Origin of the sequence: Desulfosporosinus meridiei DSM 13257, assembly GCF_000231385.2 — a bacterium.
GTDB lineage: Bacteria > Bacillota > Desulfitobacteriia > Desulfitobacteriales > Desulfitobacteriaceae > Desulfosporosinus > Desulfosporosinus meridiei.
This window is the reverse complement of sequence record NC_018515.1, coordinates 2,128,209-2,142,403: the sequence shown is the minus strand read 5'-3', so window position 1 is coordinate 2,142,403 and position 14,195 is coordinate 2,128,209. Positions and strand designations below refer to the sequence as shown.

13 protein-coding genes and 3 pseudogenes are annotated in these 14,195 nt (G+C 40.8%); 2 read left to right on the top strand and 14 right to left on the bottom strand.

Annotated features, from left to right (window positions below):
* Window positions 1–136 precede the first annotated feature (136 nt).
* Both DESMER_RS09855 and DESMER_RS09850 read right to left on the bottom strand, forming a co-directional pair.
* Window positions 137–1,288: a DUF4179 domain-containing protein gene (locus DESMER_RS09855; RefSeq protein ID WP_014902899.1), complete on the bottom strand. Its 1,152-nt coding sequence runs from the start codon at window positions 1,286–1,288 to the stop codon at window positions 137–139.
* A gap of 2 nt (window positions 1,289–1,290) precedes the next feature.
* Window positions 1,291–1,866 (bottom strand): sigma-70 family RNA polymerase sigma factor, encoded by a 576-nt coding sequence (locus tag DESMER_RS09850; RefSeq protein WP_014902898.1) that lies wholly within the window; start codon window positions 1,864–1,866, stop codon window positions 1,291–1,293.
* Window positions 1,867–2,097: 231 nt separating this feature from the next.
* Here DESMER_RS09850 and DESMER_RS09845 point away from each other — a divergent pair, with 231 nt between their 5' ends.
* A complete protein-coding gene (locus DESMER_RS09845; protein ID WP_014902897.1) occupies window positions 2,098–2,310 on the top strand; it encodes a helix-turn-helix transcriptional regulator in 213 nt (70 codons plus the stop codon).
* Window positions 2,297–2,716 carry a hypothetical protein gene (locus DESMER_RS09840; RefSeq protein ID WP_014902896.1) on the top strand — a complete coding sequence of 140 codons (420 nt, stop codon included), beginning with the start codon at window positions 2,297–2,299 and terminating at the stop codon, window positions 2,714–2,716. Before DESMER_RS09845 ends, DESMER_RS09840 begins: the two co-directional genes overlap by 14 nt.
* Before the next feature lie 108 nt (window positions 2,717–2,824).
* Here the strand turns inward: DESMER_RS09840 and DESMER_RS09835 are convergent, their stop codons facing one another.
* The 12 genes and pseudogenes from DESMER_RS09835 to DESMER_RS23580 all read right to left on the bottom strand — a co-directional run.
* Complete coding sequence (locus DESMER_RS09835) at window positions 2,825–3,301, bottom strand: VanZ family protein (RefSeq protein ID WP_014902895.1); 477 nt, start codon at window positions 3,299–3,301, stop codon at window positions 2,825–2,827.
* A gap of 138 nt (window positions 3,302–3,439) precedes the next feature.
* Window positions 3,440–3,892 carry a DinB family protein gene (locus DESMER_RS09830; RefSeq protein ID WP_014902894.1) on the bottom strand — a complete coding sequence of 151 codons (453 nt, stop codon included), beginning with the start codon at window positions 3,890–3,892 and terminating at the stop codon, window positions 3,440–3,442.
* A gap of 119 nt (window positions 3,893–4,011) precedes the next feature.
* On the bottom strand, window positions 4,012–5,277 hold the full coding sequence (locus DESMER_RS09825; protein ID WP_014902893.1) for a hypothetical protein: 1,266 nt from the start codon (window positions 5,275–5,277) through the stop codon (window positions 4,012–4,014).
* 77 nt (window positions 5,278–5,354) lie between these two features.
* Complete coding sequence (locus DESMER_RS09820; RefSeq protein ID WP_014902892.1) at window positions 5,355–6,311, bottom strand: phosphodiester glycosidase family protein; 957 nt, start codon at window positions 6,309–6,311, stop codon at window positions 5,355–5,357.
* Between the two features lie 38 nt (window positions 6,312–6,349).
* Window positions 6,350–7,048 (bottom strand): annotated as a pseudogene (locus DESMER_RS24410) (phosphodiester glycosidase family protein); the annotation flags it as partial.
* Between the two features lie 222 nt (window positions 7,049–7,270).
* A pseudogene (locus DESMER_RS24405) lies at window positions 7,271–8,218 on the bottom strand (M56 family metallopeptidase); the annotation flags it as partial.
* A gap of 4 nt (window positions 8,219–8,222) precedes the next feature.
* Window positions 8,223–8,600: a BlaI/MecI/CopY family transcriptional regulator gene (locus DESMER_RS09810; RefSeq protein ID WP_014902890.1), complete on the bottom strand. Its 378-nt coding sequence runs from the start codon at window positions 8,598–8,600 to the stop codon at window positions 8,223–8,225.
* Window positions 8,601–8,836: 236 nt separating this feature from the next.
* Window positions 8,837–11,272, bottom strand: coding sequence for a phosphodiester glycosidase family protein (locus DESMER_RS09805; RefSeq protein ID WP_014902889.1), 2,436 nt, complete (start codon window positions 11,270–11,272; stop codon window positions 8,837–8,839).
* A gap of 750 nt (window positions 11,273–12,022) precedes the next feature.
* Window positions 12,023–12,319: a DUF4275 family protein gene (locus DESMER_RS09795; RefSeq protein WP_052314842.1), complete on the bottom strand. Its 297-nt coding sequence runs from the start codon at window positions 12,317–12,319 to the stop codon at window positions 12,023–12,025.
* Between the two features lie 253 nt (window positions 12,320–12,572).
* Window positions 12,573–13,031, bottom strand: a complete 459-nt coding sequence (locus DESMER_RS09790; protein WP_014902888.1) for a hypothetical protein — start codon at window positions 13,029–13,031, stop codon at window positions 12,573–12,575.
* Between the two features lie 70 nt (window positions 13,032–13,101).
* Window positions 13,102–13,416 carry a hypothetical protein gene (locus DESMER_RS09785; protein ID WP_014902887.1) on the bottom strand — a complete coding sequence of 105 codons (315 nt, stop codon included), beginning with the start codon at window positions 13,414–13,416 and terminating at the stop codon, window positions 13,102–13,104.
* A 493-nt stretch (window positions 13,417–13,909) separates the two neighbouring features.
* Window positions 13,910–13,999 (bottom strand): annotated as a pseudogene (locus DESMER_RS23580) (GGGtGRT protein); the annotation flags it as partial.
* Window positions 14,000–14,195: the final 196 nt, after the last annotated feature.

Sequence of the window (14,195 nt, the reverse complement as noted above, 5' to 3'; positions counted from 1 at the left end):
ATTGCTGAAATAACTCTTTTATTTTTCTTTCTATATTTCGCATTTGTTTTAGAAGCTAATATGAAAATTGTGGCCGTTAAAACTGACCTCTCGAGTTGCTAATAGACAGCTTTGGCGACCAGGGTTTCTTCAATGTTTACTTCAGAGAACTGATATCTATAGTAACCTGCTTCATTGTCCACTCTCCGGCCGCAATTCCTGCCGGCAGCTCTTTGTACATTGAGGTTGTTTCCTTTCCGTTTTCAGAGATTTCTACACCACCTCCCTGGGAATGAGCCAGTTTCAAAGTCGGTGTGATAAATAGGGTTTTCGCCTGGGGATCAAGGCGCTTAAAGGTCAGGACATATTCCATTTTAAGCATTTCTCCGTTGATTTTGCCCTGTCCTCCATTCTCATTATAGGCATATACATTACCTAAATCATCCTTGATTTCCCAAGCTATCTGCACCGAGTTGACCAGATTGCTGGGAACTTCCTCAGCGTAATACAGAATTGTATTAATCGGGGTTGCCGAGAGGCGCTTTAAGCTGACCGCCACCCTCTGAGCTATAGACTGGTTTTCAGCAATGTCCAGCACTTTATAATCCAGTGTTTTTAAAGATACGTTGAAATTCAGCCGGCAAGCTGTCGTCATATTCTCTTCTTCCTTTAATCCTTCATCCATATCAGTCAGACCGGAAACACTCCAGCGGAAAGAAATAGCATCCCTGTTTTCCTTCTCACTGAAAAAAGTGTAGTTGCTCTGCCCCACATAGACCCCGGGGCTGACCTTTTTCAACCCCTCGCTCCCTGCGGTTCCCTGAGCGAAGTTGACCTCAATTGCACTATCTAGGTGTGGATTTTCGCCATAATCCTTGGTAGTCTTTATGGTATAAGTTAGGACTAAAGTTTTTCCGTCATAGACGCCTTGATTCAGCGCTACTTCAATACCGTTGTCCGCCTTTACCATATCGATATCCAGAGCGCTTTCCGCATATAGATCATAAACTCCCCTGCGCCCTCCATCTAAAAACCGGAAAATATCCCCTACAACAGGAACTTCTTTGGCATAAGCAGGAAAAGCCAGTCCCAAGCCACCGATACCAGCCGCCATAATCACTATTGCGACTGCCGCCGCCCGAGCCCTACTTTTCCCCCTTTTTTCCAGGCCTCCTGAATTGCCGGATTGGGCAATCCTCTCTCTCACCATTTTTTTAACTCTGGCTCTTTCCAGTTCATCTGCTTCGACCTCTTCAAACTCATTCATATCCATATCCATGTCGTTAAAAAGTTCATATATATCCTTCATCTTTATTTGCCTCCATCTCCTAAACTTATGACGCCTTTCACAAGTTGTTTTTTGCCTCTGTAAATACGGTTATCCACCGCCGATTTTGTCAAGCCCAGTTTCTTGGAAATTTCTTCGGAGGGCATACCCCAGAAAAATTTCATAATAAATATCCTTCGATCCGTAGGAGAAAATAAACTCAACATTTTTTCCATCTCCCGGGTACTCTCCTTAAAAAGAACTTGCTCCTCTGCGGATTCCTCTGGCAGGCAGATGTCCATGCTTTCATTATCGGATGAAGGAATTTCCAGCCGCTTTTTTTCGCGACGATAAAAATCAATGGCCCTGTATTTCGCTATAGCACAGAGCCATTTGCGAAAATCCGCCTCGCTCTCACCCCTGAATTTTTGGGCATTAAGCCATACAGAAAGAAAAACATCGCTTATGCATTCCTCTGCCAGTTCCCGTCTTTCTAAGGGGAGTAATATATGAGTGACAATCCCCTTCACTAAAGGGAAGTATTCATCCATAACAAATTCTAGGGCTTCTTCCTTTTTATCTTTCAAGCGCCGTATGTAATTGTTTTGATCCGTCTTCATGGTTTCCCCTTTTCTCTCCCTTATTGTAAAAGCTTTTACACTCTATATAACGAAGCAGGAAGCGATTTTTCGCAAAGAAAATAAAAAAATGACGGAAAGCTCCGTCGAGTACTTGCTATGTATTGATAGTTTCCTAATCTCAAATGGAATGTAAAACAGACTTGACATCAAATGTAAAGTCACCTATACTCTTATGTAAAGTTAACTTTACTTCAATTGGAGGAGCCACAAGTGAGAAACCGTATTCAAGAATTGCGTAAAGAGAAGCGCATCACGCAAGAAGAGCTAGCTGTTTTATGTAATGTCACTAGACAAACAATTATTTCCTTAGAAAATGGCCGTTATAACCCTTCGATTTTTCTTGCACACAAAATTGCTCAAGTATTTCATTTAACAATTGAAGAAGTATTTCTTTTTGAGGAGGATACTCATGAACTACGCTAAAAAAACCTTGCTATATTTTATCGGACACACTTCCGTTGGTATTATTGCACTATTGTATGCCGTTTTTAGCTCTTTCTCAGGGGGATACAGAGAAGGGATGATATCAGGAATAATTGGAGGATTCATCACAACAGGAGTATTAGGGATATTCTTTAGCTTACGATTAATGAAAAACCCCAAAAGGGCCGCGGAAGTCGAAATGGTCAAAAATGAGGAAAGAACTCAATTCCTCAGGATGAAAACTAGTGCTGCTATTTTTTCTGTCATGATATATGCTGAAAGTGCCGGAATTCTAGTAACAGGACTTCTCGGGTTCAGAGAAATATGCCTTACCCTTGCGACTATACTAATTATCAAAGTAATTCTATATATAGGATTTGCTTCTTACTATTCCAAGAAGTACTAATCTGAAATTTTCCCCGCCCCACAAGGTAAGTCCGAAGGTTTTACCTCTAGATGTCAAACCTGAAGAGCAGGCCCTTTCCCCATTGAAATATTTCGCACATGCAGAATTTTAATCCTCTTCCAGTCGCACTGATTTTCTCAACAGCCTTCGGCTCTTCATCAGCAAGAGATAGCCCAAGAATCCACCGAGTGTATTTAAAATAACATCATCAATATCCGCCGTCCCGAGTTTTGAGATTAGCTGTATTCCTTCCAGGACAGAACTTGTTATAAAGATAGTAATCATAATAGCTTTTGCACTTTTGAGCTTAGTAAAAACAAGGGGCAGCAGAAAACCCATGGGCATAAACGCTAAGACATTGCCAAACAAGTTATAAAACCAAACATCAATATTATCATCATTGACCCAACTTATATAGGTAAGGATTGTTTTAAAGGGAATTAGATTAAACCGCAGGTCCTCCACGGAAAATCTAAAGTATTCACTGTAGGCAAAAAAGAAAAGTCTATAGAGCAAATAGGTAAAATAAATAAGGAAAAGCACCCCTGGGATTTTTCGCACCAGCTTATTTAATCTGGAAGGCATATAAATGCTCCTCACTTTCTCATTTCTTATTATTCCCATATTCATATACCTTCCGGAGATCCTCAAGCACCATATGATGACGTAAACCTGAAGATTTTGCACCTTAATTCATGGCAAAACCCAACCGATTTCCTCCCCTTAAAGTTCCGATGTACCAAAGATTTGTTTTAAGTGATGCTCCAGGTGTCTCAGGTAATCCTGAACCAACTCAAAGAAGGTCATGGATTTATTATCACCTATATCACACACATAACCCAGTTTCTCTTCCGGTATTTTTGAGATGATTCTAAGGATATGCCTATTTAAAACCGTCCAGAGGGTGATTATCTCATCCAGCGGCATATTTTGATAATCCTGAATCAGAACCCAATTGTTTTGGTCATAAGGCACTATCACAAAAGGCTGCTTCTCAAATTGAATTTTTATAAACCTATGATGATTGTTAGTAGCGGAATCACATAAATGGCCCAGTATCTCCTTTTTCGACCACCTGTCTTCTATGCGGACTGAAAATTCTTGTTCTGAATATTGTTTGACCTTGGCAGGTACTGATTGAATTAAGTAGTTAAGCCTTTCGTTAATATCTCTCATATCCTCACTCTTCTTTCTTCTCAATATTCTTGGTAAGCAATCGATTACTAATGGATACCATTTCTGTTGATAACTCTCTGTTTTCAATAATGTTCGCGAGCAGATTAAGAGATAGCCTTTTAAATGAGGGGTTGTAATTCCACCTGGGTGGATGTTCCTGACTTGGTGAATTGAACCAACTCAGCCCCATCGGCGGAGATATAATTTTCATCGCCCTGCAATTTAACCTCCCTAAGATGACCCTCAGTAATAATATAGGCTGTATGATTATCGTAGACAATTATCTGCCCCTTCCCTCCAACCAGGGCACTAATATTTTTATTATAAGGAATTGATCCTTCCCATTCAGTTTTTAGCGCAGGGTTATCCTTCATCACTTCAAGGTCAGCTGTAGTTTTAATCTTTACGAGTTGATTATCAACTACTTCTCCGATATACACTCTTCCGTTTCTAACCCCAATAATTCTATCATTGGTATTTTCTGAGATGATCAGACGCTTATCTTTTTTTAAGGCTTCAACATATTGAATTGCCGCAACTTGCTGGATAGTCCCCACTTTACTATCAAGATAAAGTGTCGAGAAGCGATCAGAGGTGGCCATATTATTGATAAGCTCTCTTGGTTTGTTTAGGGTGCTTAAGTTTTTCATAACGTTAATTTTCATGAGCTGTTGGGTAGAGCCATTCGTGACAGTTAAGTACATTAAATTAGTAGCTGCTGCGACAACAAACTTCTCGAGTTTTCCGCCTGCGGAAATCTCTTCACTGCAACTCGGTGGATCAAAGGAATTCAAACGATCTTCTGGAGCGCTATCTTCATCACTATCCGGAAGTTCCAGGGAATAGAGTTCAGTAAGTTGTGGACTTCCATACCGTTTTTCATACCTTGGTTCAGTCGGGAACTTTTGGGGCTCAATTCCCCCTTGGTTTGGGTCTTCTGTTTTCTCCACAACTGCAGGGTTAGTGGCTCTAGTCTGAGGGGGGTATACTTTGACAGTTGTCACCTCATTTGGGTTTTTCTTGGCATAAAAATAGAGTAAGATATTTCGATCCGGCAACCATTGATACCTTAAAACTCCCAGGGTTTGATCCGTGGCAGACGGAGATGTTTTTTCAAAGACAATCTTTTCTTTTTTTAAGTTAAAAATTTTAAGTGTACCCTTCTCCATATAAGCCAAGTAGTCCTTGGCGTAAGAAACTTGAATATTAGTAAGCTCAGAACCAGGGATGGTTGCTTGAAGCTGGAGTGTGATCGGCGGCTCATTTGCTAGGGGAGTCAGTCCCATAACTTTTTGAATTTGGATGTTCAAAAGCGTGTGCCCTCCAAATTGAAAAACCAGTGACACTAATATCCAAACTAACAAGATCCGAAGTTTCTTCTTCATCTATACTTCTCCTTCTATAACGGTAATTACTTTGATCCTTTAAGAGAGAGCTGCAAGGCTTCCTACATTCGGTGCTACTATTCTGGCATGACCACAAATGCCGTTGGCAGGTAGCGTTCACCAGCCCAGTTCCAAAGTTTATTAATCACTTTTCCGTTATAAAAGAGTTCTGTAGAAGAACCGCCATCCAGATTGGCCGCATCCACTGCATCATAATCCCTGAAAAGGTTATAGAGGTCGCTCATTTTTGCTCCCCAACTCCAAGTTGGTTGGCGACCATCAATTACGACGAGAATAATCGTGCCATCTGCTTTCTGTCCGATGGCAGTTCGTGGTGCAACGCCCCAAAAAGAGTCTTGAAATTCCCCTCGTTTTCCGTCTTTTATTAAGGCTGGCCAGAACGATACCCCTTCCTGAATATTTTTCTTTTTAACGTCATCAGCCTTTATTTGTCCAACGATCAGTTTACCCTCTTTATCAAGGGCCACAATGTCTGTACTCTTGTCGCCAATACTGTTATGGACGATTTCTCCATTATGAATGGTTAATCCGTCAGGAAACCCTCCATTTCCTGCACCATTGGGGTCATAAAACCCTCCGCCATTTATTCCCGCAATAGCCCCAGTGTCTTTAACGAAGTCACTTACCCGTTCACCTCTAACCTCCAATTCTTTTGTCACAGCCACTTTTATCCGTTTGGGATCCTTTATGAGCATTACTTTACCTTTAAATGCCTTAGCGTTAATATCTTCAATCGTGATACCAGTGGATGCATCTGAAACAGTATGCCAGGTTGGACAGGGCGTTGCTGCGCTGTCATATTTGTTAACAATCTCGCTAATTTCCTCATCCGAGAGAAACGCCTTAACAACCTGTGGATGTCTAGAAGAGAGAATAGATCCAACCGCTAAAGTTTTCGTTGCTTCAAATGGCCCCCACAAAACGGTAAAGGGAAACAAGATTACGGAGAAAACCAGATTAAAGATCATAAAAACAAGCATCATTTTGGGCCGTATTTTTCGATTTTTCCTCATGCTGCCTCCCTTAAGATCATGATCAATGAAACCTCACTCTAAGGGGTAACTACAAAGGCTGTGGAAACATAGCGTTCCCCAAAAACGTTCGGAAGTTTATTCTGAACTTTACCTTGAAAGACCATTTCTGAGGAAGAACCGCCATCGAGATTGACCGCATTAACGGCGTGATAATCCTCAAAAACTTTCGTAAGGTCACTTAAAGTCGCCCCGATACTCCAAGTAGGCTGGCGTCCGTCGATAACAACGAAAATCACAGTACCATCCGCCCTCTGACCGATACCGGTGCGCGGGGCAATTCCCCAGCCATCATCTTCTAAAATTACAGATTTGCCCCCTACAATAAGATTAGGTGCAAAGGATACAGCTTCTCGAATGTGTCGAGCTTCCAATTGATTGGCCCTCATCTTGCCCAGAACCAGTTTTCCCTGGTCATCAAATCCCACAATATTGACTTCGTCTTCTCCCACATTATTGTCGACCAGTTTCCCGTTCTGCACAGTTAACCCGTCGGGAAAAGCTCCGTTCCCTTTACCATTTGGGTCATAAAACCCTCCGGCATTAATTCCGGCGATGGCTCCCCTAGCTTTGACGAGCTCGCTAACCCGCTCTCCCATAACCCCAATATCTTTAGTAACGGCTAATTTTATTCGGGTAGGATCCTTGATCAACATCACTTTGCCTTTGAAATTTTCACCTGAGATATCCTCCACTATGACTCCCGAGCTTATATCGCTAAACTCTTTGGGTAGTCCGATTGCTTGTTCCGGTTCTTTTTCATATAAAGGGGGGTTGGCCATCACTTGAGGACTGGCAAATGACGTTAAGGCTAGTACTCCTATTGCCACAACTCCCAGCAATGACCATTTAGCTGAAGATCGATGATCCTCTCTGCTTTTAATCATGATTAGTCTCTTCTTGATTTGTGAATTTGAGCCACACAAACTTGCCATACCTGCCAGGCGAGGGGCTGCAGAATATGTCTCTGCCAGCTTGAGAAGTGTATAAGCGTAGTCGCTGCAATGCTCCGCATCTATCCGGGCTGTCGCTAGAGCATCACAGGATATCTCCTGGTCTTCCCGCATCCGGTAAAAAGCGTACCAAATTAGTGGGTTAAACCAGTGACAGATAATCAACAGCTGGGTTAAGCAATTTATCCAAACGTCCTTACGTTTAAAATGGATAAGCTCATGTAAAAAGATATGATTTAACTGTTCCAAACTAAACCTTTCCTCAATTCCAATGGGTAATAGCAACCTGGGGCGGCTCAAGCCTAATAATGATGGGCTGTTTACCTGCCTCGACTTTAAGAGAGGAATCTCCGTTTTTATCTTTAAATCTACTTTGAGCTTGTTGAACTCCGAAAGCAAACCTTGATCAGTCACCAATGCATGTCCAATGTTTTTAGAAAATCGTTTGTTAACGATCACTGTGAGAATGGTCAGTATCAAGACCCCTGATAACCATATGTAAGACATTAGTCTATAAACGAACGGGAAAGAAATCCATGTATTTGATTTTTCCTCACTTGGGCCCAGGGTTTCTGCGCTTACATCAGCCTTCTGAGAATTGCCATCCCCGACAGCTGCTAATTCTAAGGCAGATTGTTGGTCGGCAAGGTTTGCTGAGGATGATGGTATGGTTCGGTCAATGATCGACGCCACCTTTTGCTGGAGGTGGAAAAAGTCGAGGTAATTATAAACACTTATCGGGCTATTGGGTGTCCATGGCAACACTAAACCAATGATTAATACTGACCATAACACATACTGAAATCCTGCTCTGATTTTATGTCTAAGTACAAATTTTACTCCGAGAAGAAAAATGATAAAAATGCTTGCCTTGGCTGATGTTATCAAAACCCAGTTGAAGAAGCTTAGATAATTTGCCTGTGAAAGCGTTAGCATCTCTTTACTCCTTCCTGTCTTCAAGGAGTCGTTTTAGTTCTTCAATGTCGTCCTGAGAGAGTTTTTCATCTTTAAGAAAGTTAACCAGCATGGGCTTTAGAGCTCCGCCAAAAACTCGAGTGAGAAAAGACTTACTCTCTGCTTGGATACACTCTTGCTCGGTCACCAACGGATAGTAGATATAAACCCTGCCCTCTTCTTTGAAACCGAGAGCCCCTTTTTTCACGAGTCTCCCAATTAAAGTCTTAATCGTGTTTGGTTTCCAATCTGTCGGTTCTTCTAAAGCCTTAACAATTTCATTTGCGGTACATGGTGCCGACTTCAACCAACAGATCTTCATAACTTCCCATTCTGCATCAGATATATTGGGTATGTTTTTCAAAGTTGGATCTCCTCTCAGTTTAAGTTTACACATGTAGTTGATAGTATACTACAACTGTAATCGATTACTGTCAAGCATATTTTCTGAACTTTCTAGGCGTTCCAGTCCGGTTACCGTTGCTTAACCCTTACAAGATCTCCCAGGATCACTGAGCTTGCCTCCCCTTGGATTATTAAAACTAAAACAGGACCCATTCCTACGACAGAGAAAGGGTCCTGTTAATTCTGGAAAATCACCTATTGGGTTATACCCTCTCCTAAAAGATCTTTGAATTCATAGGTAATATCATTCTCCATTACCGTTACCTCAAGATATTTTGCTGCAGTTGGCTTTTCCGGGGAAAACTCCGGGGTACTAAAACCAGCGCAGGAAATATACCGCACTCCCCTATCCAGCTCACTTTGATTGACATCTCCCGAAAACAAGACCCAGACATTCTTTCCGGTTTTCTCCCGATATTCGGCCAAGGTATCCTTGAGTAATTCACTTTCTTTGGCATTAATGAAAGTTACGGGAGCAGCTGACATGACGACAAATACATTACTGCCGGTCAGGTTGTCTAACTCCTCAAATAACCATAGCCATTGTTCAGGATCACTTCTGCGCAGTCCCCCCTGACTGACATCCAACTGAATAAAGCTGGAGTTCTTATAAGCATAGGTTTTATATTCATTCTTAGAAATCAGGGCAGGTTTGGACACGTCTCTGTCAGCAGTTGGGGCTTGACTTCCTGTATATACTGCCATGTCTAAATTTTCATTAATATATCCGGTCATTTTGTTCAACAATTGCTCTTCCATAGGATTATAGCTTGCCTGCCGGCTAGCAAAAACGGAAAACTTAAAACTTTCCGGACCTGATCTAAAATCTGTTCTCCTGTTGGCATCATCTTTGGGGCTTGTATTCTGAGGTATTTCCCTTTGCTCAATTACCGGGGAAGGCAGGTCGTCATCGAAGGAATCAATTGTATCTGTAGCGTTTTCATAGACCTCTGCAGCAATATAGGCATTTACGCCCCCTACGCTGGACTTGATATAGCCTGCACCAACTGCCGTGGCTTTAAAGATTCCCTCCTTGAGATCTCCTATTTTCCCACTTACTGCCCACTGAACATCTTTCGGCTGAATTTTTCCTTGGAAGCCCTGTTGGTCGTAGCCAGTTACCTGGATGGTTTGGCTCTGTCCAAGAGGTAAGTCTATCTTATCTGAACTGAGCTTAAGCTTGACAGGAGCACTTAAAGAACGGATATCCAACTCGGCTGTTAATTTCCCCACTTGGGCAATTATTTTACCCTTGCCTACCGAAGTGGGCTGAAACTGGTTATCTCTAAATCTCCCTTTAATCCCGCTCACCCTCCATTTTATCTGTTGAGGATTAATCTTGACCGGATTAGCGAAACTATCCACTCCCCTAAGTGTATAGTTTCTCGAAGTATGAACAAAAACATTAGGATCCTCGGTTTCTAAGATCAGCTTCGCCAGCGAACCGGAAGAGGCCTGAGAAAAAATTCCGATTCCGTTGGCAACAGAACGCAAAGAACCTTCAGAAGGTATGTTGACCAGGTCTAAGGTGGAAGTTCCCGGCTTTCTGGCTACCATGGTAGTAGATCCGCCGCCATCAAAAATCAGGGCATTGTAGGCTCCCAATTCCTCCATGAGTTGAGCGGACTCACTCTGGGTAAGACCGATACTATTATCTTGTCGGCCATCGATCGTGACCAAAATCAGTTGTTTCCTATCCTCAGAGCTCCCTGCTAAAGTACGGGGGTTTTTCTTGTCAAAACTGCCGGTGCTATAAGAAAAGGTCTCAGGAATCTGACCGTCCTTGACCAGCAAGGAAGACCCGGTTGCTGACATTTGCAGATCAGACCAGTCTGGGTTAGAGGTAATAGTGAATTGTGCAGGATCTCCCATCTTGAAGCTTTCCAGAAGTTTAGCAGCTTGTTCTCCCCGGGAAATCACCACATAACCTTTGGCAGGTATTGTTGCGGCAGGCAAAGCTTGGCGAATTTCTATCACCCGTCCTTGGGAGACAAGAATCTCCACTAAATCCGGATAGGTTTCTGAGGCACCGAGGGTGGCGGGTCCCCATTTATTATCCAACACGGTAATATCCTTATATTGCTGACGGCTAGGCTGGTTGTACTGAGTCACCGCAAATGAAACATTGTTTAATCCGGTCAAGGCAAGGGAGTTTCTCCAATAATTAAAAAGTATCTGACCAGCATTATCCAGAGAGAGGGAAGCCATTTCATCATTGTTTTGATTGTACCAACCGGTGGTGGCTACGAGGTCTCCTCCTTGTACAAAGGGTCCGTCAGGATATCCGGTACCGCCACCCATGGGATTGAAGAAACTGGCGTTCACGGCAGCTACGGCATTGTTTTCCTGGGCTAAGGCAAGTACAGTAGAAAGTGGATCTGTGATCCAGCTATTAGCCAAGGTATCTATTTTGATGTTAGGATTTGTGGTATCAATACGTAATACTTTGATATTTAACCACCCGTCTGCTGTAAACCGCGAAATATGTTCCAGAGTTGCTCCAGCGGTTATGGTCTGCTGAACTCTAGTCTCATAGAGAGTTTTTGATTGGGCAACCGCTGTGCCAGAGATTGTCAGGACAGCGCAGACTGTTGTCAGAAAGCTTACAAGTACTTTTTTTAAATAAGTCATTTAGTTCTCCTCGGATATTTTTTCACTAATAAGATTCAGCTTATCAATACATTCCACATCTTCCTAAATAATCCTCTCCCAGGGTAAAGATTATTTGAATTCAAAAGTAAAGTCCCCGGGTTTCCTAGGACTGTCCCTCAATCTGCCCCTTATCCTATTGGATAAGCGACTAGACTGAATACTTTAACGCATTTCTACTTCTATTTTTACTTTACTTCTATCCGAAATGAATGTGCAGAGTCATGGGTGTCATCCCATCTACCTATAATTTCGTAAACATATGTACCTGGTATAGTAGGTGTACTAAATTTCTCATTATTTAGGATTACTTTCGACTCAATTTCTCCTTGGTCCCAGTGTATTATTTCTATCTGTTTTGGTTGGTATTTGGTATCAAATCTGATCGTTATGTTACTATTCGGTTCAACTGCAATAGCGTCAATATTCTTTGTTGTTTCTTCGGGAGCGGGGTTTAGATTACTATTTCCGCCCTTTTTTTCTTCAAACCAATTGTACATAGACTCCACGGTCGGAATCTTTAAATTATTATATTTAACGATTGGAACTGGTGCTTCTTTAGGAATACCAGTATTGATTGCGAAGTATGCAATAATTCCAACACCTAATAGCAGTAACAGAATTATATCCGTTATGACCTTTTTAGTAATGATATTATCGCCTCACTACATTTTAAATGTGATTCGTTTCTGGGTTTATTGAAGAGCTTATTATAAAACCTAACTAATCTACTTATTTATGACGTTTGCAAAAATAAGGACCAAGCCACCCATCTTCATGTGTTACGACAAATGTCCAATTAAATTCTTCATCAGTAATATAAATATCTGCTGTTTCATGATCGGTTATAAATTGGCTCAAATCATCAAATAAAAATGCTCTGAACTTGTTGTCAATGATATATCCCGTATCTTTATATTGATGGAAAAGATAGAAGCTATATAAGTTATCTTTTAAAATATCTTTAAAGGAATTTCTTGCCTGTTCACCACTTTCACACTCCTTGCTTTGTAGCTGAATATATGCCAAAGCATGTCTTCGTAAGGGATCTTTTGTCTATCTATCCCAATAGGCACGAAAGAGTCTTCCCATATTTTCTTTATCTTTGTTGTTTCAAAAGAATTTAGTTTTAAAACTGTAAATCTTGAGTTATCGCCCATCTTTAATTCCCCTTTAAAGAAATAAATGTAAAAAATCACTTCTAACTAGGTTTTTAGATATTCATGGATTTAATGATTTTTAAAGGCATCAACCCCAGAGCAAGCCCTTGATTGATTTATTGTTAAGTGCGTCTATCGTGATAAATATCGGCACCTATAATAGCAATAAACATAATCGATGGCACAATTGCCACTCCTACAAAAATCCCTAGTAAGCCATTATATATCGTTAAATCCATCAAGCCCTTATATTTTGTAACTCCTATGGCAAGTATTAATAACGCAGTTAGGGCAAGAAATATATTAAAGGTGATTTTGAAAGCACTGCTTTCAGCCTTGAGTGTAACTAATTTTCTTCTTTCATCGTCATTTTGTTCATCCTCTTTAGTACACTTACTATCTAAACCTCTATATACCTGACTAACACCAAATAATACACATAAAATAGCGAAGAAGATGCTTTTAACATTGCTTACAGTATTTATATCATGGGGATCATTTATCAAAAGTATAATATAGGCAACTGCTGCTAGCAGAAAGAATATACCACTCCAAAAACCTTTTCTATTATAGATTTTCATTTTTTAGATTTTCCTCCAAGTTATATAAGTTTTCAATTTAATATTAAAAACTAAATAGCAGACTTTGTGCTTATTTTTTTTGGATTATACTATATACCAAAAACGCAATTAAATTTAATGCAAGCGTAATGAATAGGTAAACCGAGGATACAAGTACCAGCGCATTCGTAGTATCCATAATTGCAGACCAATCCTCTATATCTACCAGATGATTTAACGATACTATCTGTATAAACAACGTGATGGCACACGCGCTAACGCTTGTTAAGGAAAAGGCAACCCAGCTTTTGTTTTCTGATTTTTTACGCCTTGCGAGATTTACTATGGGAAATATCCACGCAATCAATCCCAATAAAATGATTCCAAGACCAGACAATACATCCATAATAGTGTCACTCCTCTACGTTTAAATTCTGCTTACGCTTTTATACCATTGCGTCAAAAGCACAGCATTAGATAATTAAGTAGAATGTATGAGACAGCTATACCTTTTTTGAATACCCATCAGCATAGAGATTTAGGAGATTAGCGCACATTAGCGAAATATTATAAACTCCAACAATAATGAATGTAGTTTCCCGTACTGTTCATGGTATTTAATATTCTGTATTAAAATACTCAACCCTCTTAAGCCCTCCAAGATAAGCTACACGATCATTTGAGAGTCTTCACGAAACAACAACGCTGTTTCAAAATAACCTGACCAACGGTATTGTCAAACAAAAAACAAGTAGGCTTGCTCGATTACAGAGGTCGGCGAAACTTTTGTCGTTTTGCGAAGGGTCATGGAACATAGGCGGAACAACAATAAATGCCAGCTCAATATGTTCCGCCGAGTAATGACGTTTGCAGAAATAAGGAGCTGGCCACAATCTTCATGCATCGGGAATCATCCACCCTAGTGTATCGGTGAAGCCATAAGAAGTCGGGCCTGCTGCCATATTATCAGGATGAAGTGTACGCCCGGTCCTCCATCAAAGGTCAAACCATATGAAACCAATATAATAAACACTATTAATAGAAAAGGAATCATAAACATAAGTCCGAAACATCCTACAGATACGCATTTTCAGAACTACAATAGTCTAGGAATTACTCAGTTATGAAAAAATTAAATCTACTTTTCTCGCAGAAACTGACCAATAAAAACTGACACTAAAAACC